Source organism: Gluconobacter roseus (assembly GCF_046058915.1).
Taxonomy (GTDB): domain Bacteria; phylum Pseudomonadota; class Alphaproteobacteria; order Acetobacterales; family Acetobacteraceae; genus Gluconobacter; species Gluconobacter roseus_A.
On sequence record NZ_CP175538.1, the window covers coordinates 1,201,828 to 1,216,834 of the forward strand.

Annotated in this window: 17 protein-coding genes; 11 read left to right on the top strand and 6 right to left on the bottom strand. The window is 61.6% G+C overall.

The annotated features are described in order from the left end of the window. Window positions 1–1,773: a hypothetical protein gene (locus ACJ2A4_RS05625; RefSeq protein ID WP_408873956.1), complete on the bottom strand. Its 1,773-nt coding sequence runs from the start codon at window positions 1,771–1,773 to the stop codon at window positions 1–3. A gap of 347 nt (window positions 1,774–2,120) precedes the next feature. On the opposite strand from ACJ2A4_RS05625, the gene ACJ2A4_RS05630 reads away from it, so the two are divergent. Beyond that, window positions 2,121–2,471: a hypothetical protein gene (locus tag ACJ2A4_RS05630; protein ID WP_408873957.1), complete on the top strand. Its 351-nt coding sequence runs from the start codon at window positions 2,121–2,123 to the stop codon at window positions 2,469–2,471. Window positions 2,472–2,491: 20 nt separating this feature from the next. On the opposite strand, the gene ACJ2A4_RS05635 is transcribed toward ACJ2A4_RS05630, so the two are convergent. Beyond that, on the bottom strand, window positions 2,492–3,250 hold the full coding sequence (locus ACJ2A4_RS05635) for a DsbA family protein (RefSeq protein WP_408873958.1): 759 nt from the start codon (window positions 3,248–3,250) through the stop codon (window positions 2,492–2,494). A gap of 232 nt (window positions 3,251–3,482) precedes the next feature. Here ACJ2A4_RS05635 and ACJ2A4_RS05640 point away from each other — a divergent pair, with 232 nt between their 5' ends. Beyond that, entirely contained in the window at window positions 3,483–4,901 is a 1,419-nt protein-coding gene (locus ACJ2A4_RS05640; protein WP_408873959.1) for a gamma-glutamyltransferase, read from the top strand. Between the two features lie 54 nt (window positions 4,902–4,955). Here ACJ2A4_RS05640 and fliP read toward each other — a convergent pair whose 3' ends face one another. Beyond that, complete coding sequence (fliP, locus tag ACJ2A4_RS05645) at window positions 4,956–5,723, bottom strand: flagellar type III secretion system pore protein FliP (protein WP_174787379.1); 768 nt, start codon at window positions 5,721–5,723, stop codon at window positions 4,956–4,958. Continuing rightward, on the bottom strand, window positions 5,720–6,025 hold the full coding sequence (locus tag ACJ2A4_RS05650) for a hypothetical protein (RefSeq protein ID WP_408873960.1): 306 nt from the start codon (window positions 6,023–6,025) through the stop codon (window positions 5,720–5,722). The genes fliP and ACJ2A4_RS05650 overlap by 4 nt, the downstream gene beginning before the upstream one ends. A gap of 170 nt (window positions 6,026–6,195) precedes the next feature. Between ACJ2A4_RS05650 and ACJ2A4_RS05655 the strand changes: the two genes are divergently transcribed. The 8 genes from ACJ2A4_RS05655 to recA all read left to right on the top strand — a co-directional run bounded on the left by ACJ2A4_RS05655 (window position 6,196) and on the right by recA (window position 11,946). After that, window positions 6,196–7,125, top strand: a complete 930-nt coding sequence (locus ACJ2A4_RS05655; RefSeq protein ID WP_408873961.1) for a GIY-YIG nuclease family protein — start codon at window positions 6,196–6,198, stop codon at window positions 7,123–7,125. Between the two features lie 127 nt (window positions 7,126–7,252). Then, window positions 7,253–7,645 carry a flagellar basal body protein gene (locus ACJ2A4_RS05660; RefSeq protein WP_011253055.1) on the top strand — a complete coding sequence of 131 codons (393 nt, stop codon included), beginning with the start codon at window positions 7,253–7,255 and terminating at the stop codon, window positions 7,643–7,645. A 12-nt stretch (window positions 7,646–7,657) separates the two neighbouring features. Beyond that, window positions 7,658–8,065: a flagellar basal body rod protein FlgC gene (flgC, locus tag ACJ2A4_RS05665; RefSeq protein ID WP_408873962.1), complete on the top strand. Its 408-nt coding sequence runs from the start codon at window positions 7,658–7,660 to the stop codon at window positions 8,063–8,065. Between the two features lie 5 nt (window positions 8,066–8,070). Then, window positions 8,071–8,418, top strand: coding sequence for a flagellar hook-basal body complex protein FliE (gene fliE, locus ACJ2A4_RS05670; RefSeq protein WP_408873963.1), 348 nt, complete (start codon window positions 8,071–8,073; stop codon window positions 8,416–8,418). 2 nt (window positions 8,419–8,420) lie between these two features. Beyond that, window positions 8,421–8,693: a flagellar biosynthetic protein FliQ gene (locus tag ACJ2A4_RS05675; RefSeq protein WP_062508422.1), complete on the top strand. Its 273-nt coding sequence runs from the start codon at window positions 8,421–8,423 to the stop codon at window positions 8,691–8,693. A 115-nt stretch (window positions 8,694–8,808) separates the two neighbouring features. After that, on the top strand, window positions 8,809–9,624 hold the full coding sequence (locus ACJ2A4_RS05680; RefSeq protein ID WP_408873964.1) for a flagellar biosynthetic protein FliR: 816 nt from the start codon (window positions 8,809–8,811) through the stop codon (window positions 9,622–9,624). Between the two features lie 3 nt (window positions 9,625–9,627). Beyond that, on the top strand, window positions 9,628–10,704 hold the full coding sequence (locus ACJ2A4_RS05685; RefSeq protein WP_408873965.1) for a flagellar biosynthesis protein FlhB: 1,077 nt from the start codon (window positions 9,628–9,630) through the stop codon (window positions 10,702–10,704). 204 nt (window positions 10,705–10,908) lie between these two features. Further along, window positions 10,909–11,946 (top strand): recombinase RecA, encoded by a 1,038-nt coding sequence (gene recA, locus ACJ2A4_RS05690; RefSeq protein ID WP_062508417.1) that lies wholly within the window; start codon window positions 10,909–10,911, stop codon window positions 11,944–11,946. A gap of 63 nt (window positions 11,947–12,009) precedes the next feature. Here recA and ACJ2A4_RS05695 read toward each other — a convergent pair whose 3' ends face one another. Together ACJ2A4_RS05695 and ACJ2A4_RS05700 are read right to left on the bottom strand one after the other, a co-directional pair. After that, window positions 12,010–12,984 (bottom strand): ferritin-like domain-containing protein, encoded by a 975-nt coding sequence (locus ACJ2A4_RS05695; protein WP_408873966.1) that lies wholly within the window; start codon window positions 12,982–12,984, stop codon window positions 12,010–12,012. 56 nt (window positions 12,985–13,040) lie between these two features. Continuing rightward, window positions 13,041–13,718 carry an ATP-dependent Clp protease proteolytic subunit gene (locus ACJ2A4_RS05700; RefSeq protein WP_408873967.1) on the bottom strand — a complete coding sequence of 226 codons (678 nt, stop codon included), beginning with the start codon at window positions 13,716–13,718 and terminating at the stop codon, window positions 13,041–13,043. A 177-nt stretch (window positions 13,719–13,895) separates the two neighbouring features. Here ACJ2A4_RS05700 and ACJ2A4_RS05705 point away from each other — a divergent pair, with 177 nt between their 5' ends. After that, window positions 13,896–14,927 (top strand): hypothetical protein, encoded by a 1,032-nt coding sequence (locus ACJ2A4_RS05705; RefSeq protein ID WP_408873968.1) that lies wholly within the window; start codon window positions 13,896–13,898, stop codon window positions 14,925–14,927. The last annotated feature ends 80 nt before the right edge of the window (window positions 14,928–15,007 follow it).

Sequence of the window (15,007 nt, forward strand, 5' to 3'; positions counted from 1 at the left end):
CTACCGGCATAGCGCCTCGAAACCAACCGTCTGACCGGTCCGGGCACTGGCGATCGGCTGATAAACGAGCGCGAACGCCTTCATCCGAAGCGCCTGATGCACATCCCGGAACATGTTCTTCTGACGACTATCGGCCAGATCATCGCACGGATCGAAAATACTGTAGCGCCCGACCCGCTCGCGCCGTGCATCCTTCAGCGCCGTTTCCGCGGCCTCCACAAGCGCATCCCCGTTCCCCACGCCCGAGACGACCATCCCGATCGCCGGTTCCAGTTCAATGACACCTTTACCGGGAAGCGTCACCACACCGTCCAGAACTGACAGCATTTCCAGAGCAAGAGCTTCCGGAAAACGATGCTTTTCCTCGGCAGGTACATCCGTCACGATCGCCAGATCCATCGCGCCATGCCGCGCTACAAAACGGTTTCCAGCACCATCCCGATCTTTGAAACGATATTTCTCCAGCAGGGCTCCAAGTCGCGAGGCACTCACCTGCAGGACATATGCCGTCGCTTCGGCATTAACGTCACGCCGACCTTTCGGCCCTGAAACATCCAGCGACACCAGTACCAATACAAAATCCTGCTTCCCACGGGTCGTTTCCAGCAGGCGTCTCTGGACGTGCTCCAGACAGGCCAGCCGGTTCGGCAATCCCGTCAGTCCATCCACCCGAACCCGGTGGAAATGCCGGTCCCGCATCGCCTGCATGGCCGTGACATCCGTCCCCACGCCCCGATAGCCCCGAAAGACCCCGGCCCGGAACACCGGCTGCCCCGTGAGCATCCACCATCTGCCCTCTGGCGCAGACCGGACCGCCAGCTCCCGGAATGCAAGCCGGTTGTTCAGACAATGCGCCAGATGCAGCTCCGGTGACATCGCTCCAGACAGATCTGCCCTTAGGACCGGCAGCTCCGAAACAGCACCCGGAACGCCCAGAACACCCTGCAAACTCTGTCCCGCAATGTCAGCCTCACAACGCCCCAGAATCCGGCATAACCCGGCAGACGGATTGCGCAGCCTGCCCGCCTCATCCGTCTCCCACAGCCAGCCACCGCCCTGCGAAACAGACCGTGGCATAAGAAGCGACAGGATCTCCGCCTGTTCCCGCTCTTTCAGCCGCGTCATCTGCATGCGCCACAGCAGGACATTCACCAGTCGGCTGACCCCAGCGACAAACAATCCGCAAACCGTCACTTCAAGAATAAAAGACGCTGTAAACAGCACGGAACGGTGCAGGCATTCTTCCAGCAGCGCGCCATACATCCCTGCCACGATCGGGATCATCATGGCCTCGACCGCCCCCGTCACAGGAGCACAGAGCAGCAGTGGTGCCATGAGACCGGCGCACACCCCGATCGTCAGCACATGAACGTCTTCCCGATGCAGCCGGAATGCCAGGATGATGAAGACGAACCAGACGATCCCCAGAACACCATTCAGGCATCGAAGAGCCTGCCGGACCGAGTGGTCATCTGCCCATGAATAGTCCCGCAGCTTCTGGATTCTGGGCTGAATGGCAAGAATCCAGACCAGTAACGCTCCCCAGACACCCAGAAGCGGCACGACAGCCAGCCGGCGATCCAAAGACCATACGCCCAGCGCCACCACAGGCGCACTGACAGCCTGAGCCAGAAGATGCACCGGAAGAAGCAGCTTGAGCGTTCGTAACTGGCGCCACCTGAAGGTACTCTGCAGATGCGTCGGAACCTGTGGCGTCAGCGCTCCACTGCGCCTGCCATGACGGAACCGGAAGACCACCCATCGCAGCAACAAACACCGCCGCCTTAAGGCCCTGAAACCGCTTCCCGCCCCCAGGCCATCCGCAGCCGGATCTTCCGGTTCTTTCCTTTCCCCGGCGCTGCTCCCTGCACCAGAACATCTGTCGTCTGTCATACACCGTCATACCAGTGGAGCACGTCGAAGCCCGAAACGGCTTTCCCGGATCGGAAAACCATCCCTTCGAAGGTTGGGAACCATACCCGCAAAGAGCCTGTTCCCAAAATCCGGAGAATGGAATTTCCAATAGCCAGCCCACGGCCGGAACAACCACCGGGAACCCCTGCAGCATCACCGTGTTTTCAGATCAGAGACGGTCCCCGTCCCAGAGAAAAGAGAGACCCATGTCCCGCATTGATGACACAGCCTTTGAAGGTGAAGACCGCAAATACCGCGTTGCCACAGAACAGGCGGAAGCTGCCCTCCGTGCCCGCGATAGCGGAGATAATGCTCTGGCCGAGCGCCTGCTGGACGAGGCCGAACGGACGGACCCTGAAGCCCTCGCCAATGTCCTGCAGCGCGACAGTGACAGTCCGGCAGGTCGCGGCCACAGACCGCCCCCGCCGGCATCGGATGAAGAAGTCGCCGCCATCACCCGAACGGTTCAGCCGGGCTCCGATGCGCCGTCCCGTGCCGGAATCGTTGACGGTAACGGGGATATGGACGGCTCTGGCGCAGACAGCGAAAAGCGCTAAAACCGCCGCGCCCGCACGCCTCAGGCCTTTCGGGCGCGATCCAGAAACGCATCCATCTGGTCCGGCTCAAGCGCACCAGGGGCCACAGCGGCCGTACCGAAAATGAAGGTCGGCGTTCCGTCCAGACCGACAGACCGTCCCTGATCCAGATTGGTGTTGATCAGCGTGATCGTCTGCGGCGAGTTCATGTCAGCCGCCAGCTTCTTCGCATCAATGCCATTGGCCTGGGCCAGTTCGGCAATCCGCTCCATGCTCGGCTTGGTGGTATCTTCCATCAGCGCCTTGCGCATGGCTTCATACTTGCCCTGCATGCTGGCCGCAAAGATAGCCCGCGTATCCAGCACACTGTTGTTACCGAGAACCGGGACGACCTTCTCGACCAGCCGCACATCCGGGTGACGGTTAAGGAAACTGTCCACCTCGCCCATCATGGACCGGCAGTACGAGCAGCGCGGATCATAAAATTCCACAACCGTGATCTTGCCATGCGGATTGCCCCGGATCGCAAAAGCCGGTGCGGTCTGCAGTTCGCTTTGATGCGCCCGCACGGCCGCAAGCGTCGAATCCTGCTTCTGTTCTTCGGCCTTTTCACGGATCGAACGGATGGCATCCGTGAGGATGGTCGGATCGTTCTGCAGGGCCTCACGCATGATGCCGACGATCTCCGCCCGCTGGGCTGGCGTGAAGGACTCTGTCGGCGCCGCCAGAGCCTGACCGCCCACGAAAAAGGCCATTCCGGCAACAGCGGCGCAGGCCGTGGCAAGAAAATGGTGTCTCAAGGAGAACGCTCCGGTTCAGCTGGGTGGAAAAGACGACTTCAGGTCCATACGCCATAAAGAACGCATGTGGCAAAGAGAAGACACCAACTCGCCCCTCCCACAAACTACAGATTACCGTTATGAGGGAACAACAGCCGGACCGGACCCACGGCGCAGACCCGTCTGCCCGCGCCCGTTACCCGCAAAGGCCACGAGGCCGGACAGTCGTGACCAGACAACGGAGAAACGCCAGGTGGCGCATCGTCAGCACCAGATTTCCACCCCGGACGCCCCACAGGGCCGTCGCGTATCTTCCCGCTTCCCGGCCGCGCTGATAGCCACGGCTGCCTCAGGCCTTCTGCTGGGCGCCTGCTCGTGGATGCCCGGTGTCCAGCTCATCAGCAACAACGAAACCTCCGCTCCCGCAGGTGGCAGCATCGGCACGGTGGTCGCAGACGAGCCACAGGCCGCGCTTGTCGGTCATGACGTCCTCGCCCGCGGTGGCAATGCTGCCGATGCCGCAACCGCCACGGCCCTTGCCCTCGGCGTGACCCTGCCGTCCCGTGCGTCTTTCGGCGGCGGTGGCGCCTGTCTGGTCAGCCGCCCCGGCGAACCTGCCCAGGCCATCACCTTCCTGCCCCGCCCCGGCACCAGCAAGGGCGGTGACCGTCCGGCCGGAACAGCCGCCGAGTTCCGCGGCCTGTACCTGATGCAGCTCCATTACGGCACCGTCGATTTCAACGATCTCATCGCCCCGGCCCTGAACCTCGCCAGCACCGGCATCACTGTCAGCCGCACGCTCGCCGCCGATCTGGCCGCCGTCCGCCCGGCACTTCTGGCCGACGACAATGCCCGCACCATCTTCGGACGTGGCGAGGCCACAACCGTGGCCGCAGGTGACAGTCTGGCCCAGCCCCGTCTCGCGGGCTTCCTCGAACGCATCCGCGTCGCAGGCGTCGGCGATCTCTATAACGGTGCCCTTGCCGATGTTTACGTCACCGCTGCCCAAAAAGCCGGCGGCGGCCTGAACGACGAGGACATGCGCCAGACCCTGCCGGTCCAGACGGCTGCCCTCACAACCCGTCAGGGCGGTGTGGACGCCTCCTTCCTGGCGCCGCCCGCTGATGGCGGTCTCGGCGCGGCCCTGCGCTACACGACCGGCGCTTCAGCCCAGGGGGCCGTCGCCGCATGGCGCGCTTCCAGCAACACCACGCTGGCCGCCGCACAGGCCGCCCTCGACAGCGGCCATTCCGGCAACGGCACTCTCCCGGCTCTTCCGGCCTCGACGTCCTTCGTCGTGACGGATCATTCCGGCATGGCCGTCGCCTGCGCCCTGAGCGAAAACAACCTGTTCGGAACAGGCCGCATTGCAGGAAGCACAGGCGTCGTCCTCGGCGCGTCCCCCGCCCGCACGCCGCAGCCCCTGCTCTCCGCCGCTGTCCTGCGTGACCAGCGTAACCTGCGTGCCGTCATCGCGGCTTCCGGCCAGAACGAAGCCGCCGATGCTGTCGGAGACGCTGCCCGCGCTGCCGCACATGACACCCCGATCCCGCATGAAGGCGCAGGCCGTATCAACGCCATCCTCTGCCATGGCAACGATTCGTGCCGCGGCTCCACGGATCCTCGCGCCGCCGGCCTCGCCGCAGGCACCACGAACGACAGCCGGAACTGACAAAAAAGCCCCGCCAGCCTTCAGACTGGCGGGGCTTTCCCCTGCTCCGGGCCTTTACCCGGTAAAACTTCGCACCAGACTTCCCGCCACAAGCGACCACCCGTCGACCACGACAAAAAAGATCAGCTTGAAAGGCAGGGACACCGTACTCGGTGGCAGCATCATCATGCCAAGGCTCATCAGCACGCTGGACACCACCAGATCGATGACCAGAAACGGCAGATAGAGCAGAAATCCCATCTCGAACCCGCGACGCAGTTCACCGATCATGAACGCAGGCACCAGCACCCGCCAGGGCGTATCACTGACCTTCGCGGGCGGCTTCTCATGCGCAATGTTCAGGAACGTCGCCACATCCGCAGGCCGCGCCGTCACCGCCATGAAATCATGAAACGGCTGGGCCGCTGCCGTCAGACCTTCCATTTCCCCGACACGCCCCGCCATCATCGGCTCGATCCCGGCATCCCAGGATTTCTGAAGGGTCGGCTGCATCACGAACAGCGTTAGAAACAGCGCCAGCCCGATCAGAACCGTGTTGGGAGGCGTGCCCTGCGCACCCAGCGCACTGCGCAGCAGCGACAGCACAATCACGATCCGCGTAAATGCCGTAATCATCACCAGCAGGCTCGGCGCCAGCGACAGAACAGTGATCAGCGCCGTCAGCTGCACCAGCCGGCTGGTCGTCCCCGCACCACCGGAAGCACCATTCTGCCCCAGATCAATGCTCACAGCCTGGGCATGCGCCAGATGCGGCATCCCCAGACACGCCAGCAGCACCAGAACCGGCAGCAGAACCCGAAGAACGCAGGCCATCTTCCTCATGCCACGTCCTCCGCAGCTGAGGCATCCAGAGCCGAAGCAAACGTCTCGCGCTCCGTCCAGTCCATCAGGATGTCCTGATTGCCGCCCGTCAGAACCAGCACTTCACGCGCACCATATCGCACAACCGAAAGACGCCGCGTCCGGTCCAGAGCCATCTGCCCCACCAGCGACAGCCCCGCCTGTCCGTCCCGCGCCCCACTCTTTTTCTGCTCCAGAAAACGCAGGAGTGGCCGCGCACAGAAAATCAGCACGATAATGAAAATCAGAGCGGCAATCGCATTCACGCACTCATGCAGGGTCATAGGTCAGTCATCCTCATTCCCCGGCATGATGCCCAAGACTGGTTAACGACCGCTTAATTGCCCATCAGTTTTACCAAAGATGCCGCCCAAAAAGCAGAAACCCCCTGTCCTGAGCGCCCCGTCCCTGTCACAGATATTTTTCTGAATGTTTCTGCGCAGGACCAGACGCCGTGAACGCCCACCCCCAGACGATCCAGATTTTCCTTCCCTCCGGCGATCCACAGGGAATCCGGATCGCCTCCATCACTACCCGGATCGTGCAGGTTGTCGAAATCCCCCGCCTGCGACTGGAAGAATTTCTGGAGCGGCCTGAAGCCAACTCGGTCGGCATCTACATCCTGTTCGGTGAAAATGACGAAACGGAACGGCCACGCGCCTATGTCGGGCAGACCGGAAATTTCGGAAACCGCCTGAAACAGCACAACGAGAAGAAGGGCCTGTGGTGGAACCGGGCCGTCGTCGCCTTCTCGCTCACCCAAAGCCTGACCGTCACACACGCACACTATCTAGAGTGGCTGGCCCTCAGCCATGCCACACAGGCCCAGCGCTTTGAAATGGACAACGGCACAGGTGGAACAAGACCTCACACCCTTCCTGCGCTGGAGGCAGAATGCCGCGAAGTCTTCGAAACGATCGACATCCTGCTGACGACATTAGGATATCCGATTTTCGAACCCCTCATCCGCAACCGAAACCCGGTCGCTGTCACTCAGACGACTGGATCTGTTCTGGATGCACAGAAGCAGTCTATCCCAACGGAATTTTATTGCCGTGCATCTGGCGTGGACGGACGCGCCAAATACACGGAAGAAGGATTGGTTGTATTAGCTGGCTCTTACGGGCGCTCTGAAGTTTCCAACAGCTTTCTCGGGCATAATTATTATCAAAAAAGACAAACGCTTCTGGATCAGGGTCTTCTTCGCATTGAAGGGGACCGGATCTATTATACTCGGGACACACTGTTTAAGTCCCCGAGTCCGGCCGCCGTTTATCTTCTGGGCCGCGCGGCCAACGGATGGACAAAATGGAAAGACAGCAACGGACTTACCCTTGAAGAGGCCATAGGCCGCTCTACGCCCGGTAACGACTGCGAGGTCTGACAAAGTCCCCCTCACAATCTTCCCCCGCAGCGGAATCGACGGCTCAGGCAACCATTTATTAAAGATTTCACGCCATCATGCGCTTCGCCGGGATTTTTCCGGCACCTGCATGATGGAGACTGTCTCGATGCGTAACATCGACCCAACCAGCGCAGGCGGCACCGACCTTTTCTCTCTGGGCCGTGACCGCATGAACTGGCTTCAGGCGCGCCAGCAGGTGCTGGCTGGCAACATCGCCAATTCCGACACACCGGACTATCAGGCCAAGGACGTCTCCCCGTTCGAGGCGGCGATGAGCGAATTCGACATCACGCCCACCGTCACCCAGCCCGGTCATATCGGTTACAATGCCTCAGGCACCCACACCATCGAGACCACATCCGAACAGTCCCTGGACGGTAACCAGGTTTCCCTGGACCAGCAGATGGAACAGGTCGCGGACGTGAACGACCAGCAGCATCTCGCCGTAAACGTCTATTCGAAATACCTGAGCATGTTCCAGACGGCGCTCGGCAAGTAAGGAGCCTGACGGATGAACCTGTCCACCACCATCGGCATTTCCGCAAGCGGCATGGACGCACAGGCCCAGCGCCTGCGCATCGTCGCGGAAAACCTCGCCAATCAGGATACGACCGGCTCCCAGCCCGGCGCGGATCCCTATCGTCGCAAGAGCATTACCTTCGCCGAACATGTAGACGACGAAACGGGCGCCTCGACCGTGGATGTCCAGAATGTCGGACAGGACATGTCGGACTTCGACACCCGCTATGATCCCTCGCATCCGGCCGCTGATGAACGCGGCTACGTCAAGGTTTCCAACGTGGATTCCATGACCGAGATGATGGACATGCGTGAAGCCGAACGCTCCTACGAAGCCAACCTCAACGCCCTTTCAAGCACCCGGACCATGCTGTCCCGCACGCTTGACCTTCTGAAATAACCCTGATGCTCACATCCCTCTCCCAGGCCCACAACGCCTACGCCGTCCAGAGCCTCCAGAGCCGCCTTCAGGACGTCACGGATGACGTCGATGACGGTATCCGCTCCTCCGCCTCCACCAGCGGCAGCAGCTCCGGCACGGATTTCGGCTCAGTTCTGTCCCAGTCCATCGGCAGCGTCATCGACGGCGGCCATGATGCCGAAACCAAGGCCGCACAGGGCCTGACAGGCGGCGGGGACATGACACAGATCGTCACCGCGGTCTCCAATGCCCAGCTTGCCCTCCAGACCACGACCGTGATCCGCGACCGCATGGTCCAGGCGTATCAGGACGTGATGAAAATGACGATCTGACCATGCAGGCCATCGATCTCGGCGCCATTCTGGAGCAGACCTTCCTTGTCGCTCTCAAGCTGAGTGCTCCCGCCCTTCTGACGGCGCTCGGGGTCGGCCTTCTAGTCTCACTTGTGCAGGCCGTCACCCAGCTCAACGAAGCTACACTGTCATTCGTCCCGAAGGTTCTGGCTATCGGCGCCGTCATGGTCATGGCCGGTTCCTTCATGACGGCCACACTCGTCGGCTTTACCCGGCATCTTTTCGATCAGCTGATCCTCGTTGGCACGACCTGAAACCACGCAGCGTTTTAAATCCGGAGTTTGCCAACGTGTCCGTGCTCAGACAATCCAACCTGAAAGACGCGTCCCGGTGAACTCTGGCCTTGCAGACACTGCCGGAGCGTCCGCTATGCCGAGTTTGGACCTCAGCGGCCCGGCCCTGAGTATCTGGGCTCTGGCTTTCGTTCTGGTCCTCTCCCGTACCGGCGCAGTCGTCATGGTCATGCCGGGCCTTGGCGAGCAGTCCATGCCCATGATGATCCGCGCCGGATGTGCCATCACCCTGACGGCCCTTCTGCTTCCGCTTGTCGCACCTTTGCTGATGCAGGCGCATCTCGACACACTCGCTCCCGTTGCACTGGGAGGCATGATTGCCGTTGAACTCTTCGCAGGTGTCCTGATCGGCTGGATGGCCCGACTGATCTGCATGGCCCTGCCGATCGCCGGCCAGATCATCGCGGTTTGCATGGGCATTTCCAGCGTGCTCCAGCCGGATCCCGATCTCGGTTCGGGAAGCTCCGCCCCCGCTCGCTTCCTGAACCTGCTGGCACCTCTCGTGCTTCTCGTCACCGGCGCATACATTCTTCCCATCCGCGCGATCCTCGGCAGCTACAGCATCATCCCGCCGGGCGGTGCACTTCTGCTCACCGCCAGCCATGCCCACTGGAACCTGCTGGGAGACTCCGCCCAGGGCATCATCCAGCTTACCGAGCACAGCTTCGCCCTCGGACTGGAACTCAGCGCGCCCTTCCTGATCCTGTCGCTCGTCTGGCAGGGCATGCTCGGCATCATGACGCGCCTGCTCCCCACACTTCAGATCTACAATGCCGCAAGCCCCCTTCAGCTTCTGGGCGGCATCGCCCTTCTCGGGTTGACCCTCAGCACCATGATCGCCGTCTGGCAGGGACAGGCTTTCGACGTGCTCCGCACCCTGCCCGGCCTCTGAACGATGTCTGATTCCGACGACAAGACAGAAGCCCCGTCAGCCCAACGACTTCAGAAAGCGCGTGATGACGGCCAGATCGTCATGTCACGCGAGGCCATGAGTTTCGTAGCACTCCTCGGCGGCTTTGCCGGGATCTTCATGCTCCTGCCCTATCTTGTGGCTGATTTCGTCCACAGCATGCGGGCGCTCATGGCCAATGCAGGCACGGTCCCGATGGCGCAGGGCGGCCTGCTGAACAGCACGAATCACGCCATTGAGGCCGGTCTGTCTCTGGCTGTTCCGATCGCCGCAACCGTTGCCGTCTTCTGCCTCGCCGCAGGCTTCCTGCAGACCGGCTTCCTCATCCATCCCGGTTCTCTGCTGCCCAAAGTCGAACGTGTCTCTCCGCTCGCTGGCTTCAAACGCATTGCAGGCGGTGGAACACTGCCGGACACGTTCAAGGCTCTCGCAAAATTCACTGTTTTCGCCGTGATCCTGTGGAACATCTCCAGAAATGCCATTCCCACAGCGGCACGCATGGTTGGACTGGAACCCGGTCCCCTTCTGAAAATGATGGCGGATCTGGGCTTCCGGGCTGCCGCCGCCATGATCGGAGCCCAACTGGTCATCGCAGGGGCCGACATTTTCTGGATGCGCTTCCGTCACATCTCCAAACTGAAAATGAGCCGCGAAGACCTCAAGGACGAATACAAGAACACGGAAGGCGACCCACATGTCAAAGGCCGTCAGAAAGCCCTGCGTGCCAAAGCGGCCAAACAGCGCATGATGGATGCCGTCAAAACCTCAACAGTCGTCGTGACCAACCCAACTCATTACGCCGTCGCCCTTGTCTATGAGCGTGGAGGCGGCGGCGCGCCAAAAATCGTGGCCAAAGGCATGGACGATGTCGCAGCGCGTATCAGGGAAATCGCCCAAGACAACCGCATCCCGATCGTTGCCAATCCGCCCCTGGCCCGCGCGCTCTTCACACTCCCGCTCGACAGTGAAATTCCGGCCGAGCATTTCAAGGTTGTCGCAGCAATCATCGCCTATGTCTGGAAACTCAAACGGCCTGCCAACCGTTCTGCACCTCTGAAATAACCAGGGGCCCGCCCGCAGGAAAAAATCTTCCTCCAAAGCCTTCCTCCCCCTTGGCGTGACCGGGGGCAGGCATGATATGTCTGCCACAAGAACATTTGTGAACATGGAACGCTGGCAGCCGCAGAAATCACGGCTCTTTGCGAGAATGGCCACCCGGTCTATCGTATCCTGTAAACGCCAGCCCCAACCTATTGCGAGGATTGAATGGACAAGACCAAGGCGCTTGAAGGCGCACTCAGCCAGATCGAGCGCGCCTTCGGCAAGGGCTCGATCATGCGCATGGGCCAGCGTCCGAAAGTGGAAGCCAATGTGATTTCCACCGGCTCCATCGGGCTGGATATCGCTCTCGGGATCGGCGGCCTTCCGCGCGGTCGTATCGTAGAGATCTATGGTCCGGAAAGCTCGGGCAAGACCACTCTTGCCCTGCATGTTCTGGCCGAAGCGCAGAAGAAGGGCGGCACCGTGGCTTTCGTCGATGCCGAACATGCGCTCGACCCCGGCTATGCCCGCAAGCTGGGCGTCAATATCGACGACCTTCTGCTCAGCCAGCCCGATGCCGGCGAACAGGCGCTGGAAATTGCCGACACGCTGGTCCGCTCCGGCGCTGTTGACGTGCTGGTCGTGGACTCCGTGGCGGCCCTCGTCCCCCGCGCCGAGCTTGAAGGCGATATGGGCGACAGTCATGTCGGTCTGCATGCCCGTCTCATGAGCCAGGCCCTGCGCAAGCTTACGGGAACGGTCTCGCGCTCCAATACGCTCGTGATCTTCCTGAACCAGATCCGCATGAAGATCGGCGTGATGTTCGGCAATCCGGAAACGACGACGGGCGGTAATGCTCTGAAGTTCTACTCGTCCATTCGTCTCGACATCCGCCGCATCGGCTCCATCAAGGACAAGGACGAAGTCGTCGGCAACCAGACGCGCGTCAAGGTCGTGAAGAACAAGATGGCGCCTCCGTTCCGTCAGGTCGAGTTCGACATCATGTACGGCGAAGGCATCAGCAAGATGGGCGAACTGCTCGATCTGGGCGTGAAGGGCAACATCGTCGAGAAATCCGGCGCTTGGTTCTCCTTCGACAGCCAGCGCATCGGACAGGGCCGTGAAAACGCCAAGCAGTTCCTGCGCGAGCATCCGGAGATGGCCTCCGAGATCGAGCGTCGCATCCGCGCAGAAGCCGGCGTTCTCTCCGACGCCCTGATGACGGATCCGGAGCCCGACGCAGACGGCAACCCGGAAGACTGAAACGAAAAAGGGCTCCTTCCGGAGCCCTTTTTTATGCCGTGTGACTGTCGTGAAGAAGGTCGCTCAGGCAGCGATCTTGCTCCGGACACGATCCCAGAGCTTTGCCCCCTTGATGATCGCACGCGCAATTGCCGGCGTCGTCGTCGGCCGCAGCAGACGCGGGTCATAGCCGGAGAACCGGCGATCATCCTCGTCCAGACAGAGCTGCATCAGGTCTGGAAGACTGATGTCCATCGTCGTCATGTCCTTGGCACCCGTGACCGTGAAATTGTTGTCCTGAGTGTGCTCTTCCCCGTTCTCGTCAATCGAACGGGCCAGCCCCATGCGCTCATAGGCCAGGAACAGCCAGACCCCGATCACACGCAGTTCGAACCATGGCCGTTTCCAGAACGGCATGGTCGCCCGGTGCCAGGCCAGCCAGTTCGCGAACAGCAGGATATGGCGGCACTCTTCCTGCATCACCGGCTCGAACGTCTCGATCAGCTCCTGCGGGAACAGCCCGGCCCGCTCGGCCAGCGCGAACAGTCCGAACGCAAAGAAGCTGTCCACGCATTCCGAGAACCCCGTGACCAGATACGCCCATTCCGTATCCTTCGGCGTGACATACGGAGGCTCCGGCGCCATCGGAATGTTGTAGGCCTCGACCAGCTTGGTCAGGACTTCCTTGTGCCGGTTCTCTTCCCAGGCATTGCGCGACAGCGCATCCTTCATGTCCGGGTCGGTGATCATGTCCGCATAGGCGGCCATGCGCAGACGGGCTTTACCCTCGGTCTGGACCGCAATATCCCAGATCGGCAGCGACGTGATGCGATGCAGCGTCTCCGGATTCAGCTTCGGCCAGTCGATCACGGATGGCTTGTACGGATTGAACGTATCACGGAACATCGCGGCGACGGCCCGTTTGTGCTCTTCCGTACCGGGCTTGAGCGGCCCCTGGATCGGGCTGCTCCAGTGGCGCGCTTCGTAATCAACGCGCTCGAGCGTCTTCTCCGACGGTGCGTCGGGAAGATGGGAATAGATTTCGGCCAGACTTTTCATGACTGTGTTCGCGGCGTGCCGGAAAGGCACGCCGTGCCCCTTGGAGCTTGTAGTTTTTACTTGAGTTCGGTTGCCGAGTGGATGATGCGGTTCACGAGGCCATAGGCAATGGCTTCATTGGCCGACATCCAGTAGTTCCGGTCCGTATCCTTGGCGACCTTTTCGTAAGGCTGCCCGGTTTCCTTCGCGAAGATCCGGTTCAGACGCTCGCGCATCTTGATGATCTCGCGGGCCTCGATGTCGATATCCGTTGCCGGACCACGCACACCACCCATCGGTTGATGCAGCAGGAAGCGCGTGTTCGGCAGGCAGACACGCCGCTCCGGACGGCCGGCGGCATAGATCAGCGCACCGGCGGATGCGACCCAGCCGGTGCCGATCATGTTGATCGGAGCAATCGAATCCACAAAACGGATCATGTCATGGATGGTGTCGCCACTCTCCACGTGACCGCCCGGCGAGTTCACATACACATCGATCGGCTTGTCGGACGTCCCGGCCAGTGCCAGCAGACGGCCGGTGACATCACGGGCGATCTTGTCGTTGATACCGCCGAAAATCAGAACTTTCCGCTGATCGAACAGACGGCCCTCAAGCTCGCTGATCGGGCTGTTCAGCGTCTTGTTGTCGTCTTCCCGTGTTTCGGGCTCCGGAGCATCCGGCTCGTCGTCCAGGCGGGTCGGGGTCATTCTGGTGATATCCATATCGTTTCCAGATCCAGCATGCATGTTCATATCCCCTATCCTGCGCTTCGTTTTCGTCAGTGCCAAGTCCTCCTTCGGATCGGGCTTCCGATCCTCACCGACAGGAACTCTCGCCATCCCTGTCACGAACCGCTAGGCTCCGCCGCGTTTCGACATTCTAAAGACGGCAGGAACGGCACAGTGGTCCCAGGGAACAGCAGGCAGCCCATGACAGCGGCAACACGCAGGACTGCGGGAAAAATTCCCTTTCTCGTGCTGATGACCGCACCGCTGCTGGCGGGCTGCCAGCATCAGGACATGACCGATACCGTAACCGGCTGGTGGCACGGTTTTGAAGGCGGCGAGATCGCCAAGCTGCGCGCCCCGCCGCCGGGCGAAAACCTGCGCTACCCCCATGTCGGCCGCACACCGACAAAGGCTCCGGACCTCCCCACTCCCGAGGCCCGGCTGTCGCTGACAACCCAGCTCGAAGCCCAGCGCAACCTGGCCCAGCGCGAAAGCGCGGCTCAAGGCGCTCTGCCGACCATTCCCCCGCCGCCCAAAACTGCTCCCGCAGCCGCTCCGAACCCGAACTCCGAGCAGAGCGGCATGACCATGACCGCCGTCGGACAGCCGGAGCAGCCCGCGCCGGAGAGCCCCTCCGCCGTCAATCCGGCGCCCGATCTGCCGAACGCATCCGCCCCGGCGTCTCCCGCACCGCCCTCCACACCGCAGCACCCTGCCGTGCAGCCTGCCCCTGCGAAAAAACCGGCTGCACAACCGGCACCCGAAGCCGAACTTCCCGCCGTGGTCACAAAATCCATTCCTCCGACGCCGCCCGGCCAGTTCCCGCAGATCGGCGACCTGCCCCCGCCCCCGCCGCAGTTCCCCGGTTTCGATCTTCCGCGTGACGCCATGGTCAGCGACCCCATCCGTCCGGACATCGACACGTCCACGCCCGAAGGCACGCTGATCCGCTTTCAGCCGGCAACCGATCACGTCGCCGGCAATCCCCAGGGCGAGTACCAGCACATCATCTCCCTGCGCGGAAACCAGCACCTGACCATCCGAGGCTTCGGCGCCTTCATGAGCGCAGACGCAGCCCTCGCCCCTGCGGACCAGAATCGGGAAATCGCGCTCGGCCTGCTGCGGGCCCGGGTCGTGGCCCGCGCCCTGATCGAACGCGGCGTGCCTGCCTCCGCGATCATCCTCAAGGCCGAAGCCATCGGCGACGGCGTCCGTGTCACGGTCGGAGGCTGACGCGGGGGAAAATGGCCGGAAAATGACATTGTGAAATCAGGCGCAGTCAGGCTGTTCCACTCCTGAAAAAACCTGTCTAT

What these genes read in the sequence shown, in the direction of transcription:
- ACJ2A4_RS05630 (WP_408873957.1), top strand. Translation starts at nt 2,121, where the DNA reads ATGTCCCGCATTGATGACACAGCCTTTGAAGGTGAAGACCGCAAATAC.
- fliP (WP_174787379.1), bottom strand. Translation starts at nt 5,723, where the DNA reads ATGAGGAAGATGGCCTGCGTTCTTCGGGTTCTGCTGCCGGTTCTGGTG.
- ACJ2A4_RS05650 (WP_408873960.1), bottom strand. Translation starts at nt 6,025, where the DNA reads ATGACCCTGCATGAGTGCGTGAATGCGATTGCCGCTCTGATTTTCATT.
- ACJ2A4_RS05660 (WP_011253055.1), top strand. Translation starts at nt 7,253, where the DNA reads ATGCGTAACATCGACCCAACCAGCGCAGGCGGCACCGACCTTTTCTCT.
- flgC (WP_408873962.1), top strand. Translation starts at nt 7,658, where the DNA reads ATGAACCTGTCCACCACCATCGGCATTTCCGCAAGCGGCATGGACGCA.
- fliE (WP_408873963.1), top strand. Translation starts at nt 8,071, where the DNA reads ATGCTCACATCCCTCTCCCAGGCCCACAACGCCTACGCCGTCCAGAGC.
- ACJ2A4_RS05675 (WP_062508422.1), top strand. Translation starts at nt 8,421, where the DNA reads ATGCAGGCCATCGATCTCGGCGCCATTCTGGAGCAGACCTTCCTTGTC.
- ACJ2A4_RS05680 (WP_408873964.1), top strand. Translation starts at nt 8,809, where the DNA reads ATGCCGAGTTTGGACCTCAGCGGCCCGGCCCTGAGTATCTGGGCTCTG.
- ACJ2A4_RS05685 (WP_408873965.1), top strand. Translation starts at nt 9,628, where the DNA reads ATGTCTGATTCCGACGACAAGACAGAAGCCCCGTCAGCCCAACGACTT.
- recA (WP_062508417.1), top strand. Translation starts at nt 10,909, where the DNA reads ATGGACAAGACCAAGGCGCTTGAAGGCGCACTCAGCCAGATCGAGCGC.
- ACJ2A4_RS05695 (WP_408873966.1), bottom strand. Translation starts at nt 12,984, where the DNA reads ATGAAAAGTCTGGCCGAAATCTATTCCCATCTTCCCGACGCACCGTCG.
- ACJ2A4_RS05700 (WP_408873967.1), bottom strand. Translation starts at nt 13,718, where the DNA reads ATGAACATGCATGCTGGATCTGGAAACGATATGGATATCACCAGAATG.
- ACJ2A4_RS05705 (WP_408873968.1), top strand. Translation starts at nt 13,896, where the DNA reads ATGACAGCGGCAACACGCAGGACTGCGGGAAAAATTCCCTTTCTCGTG.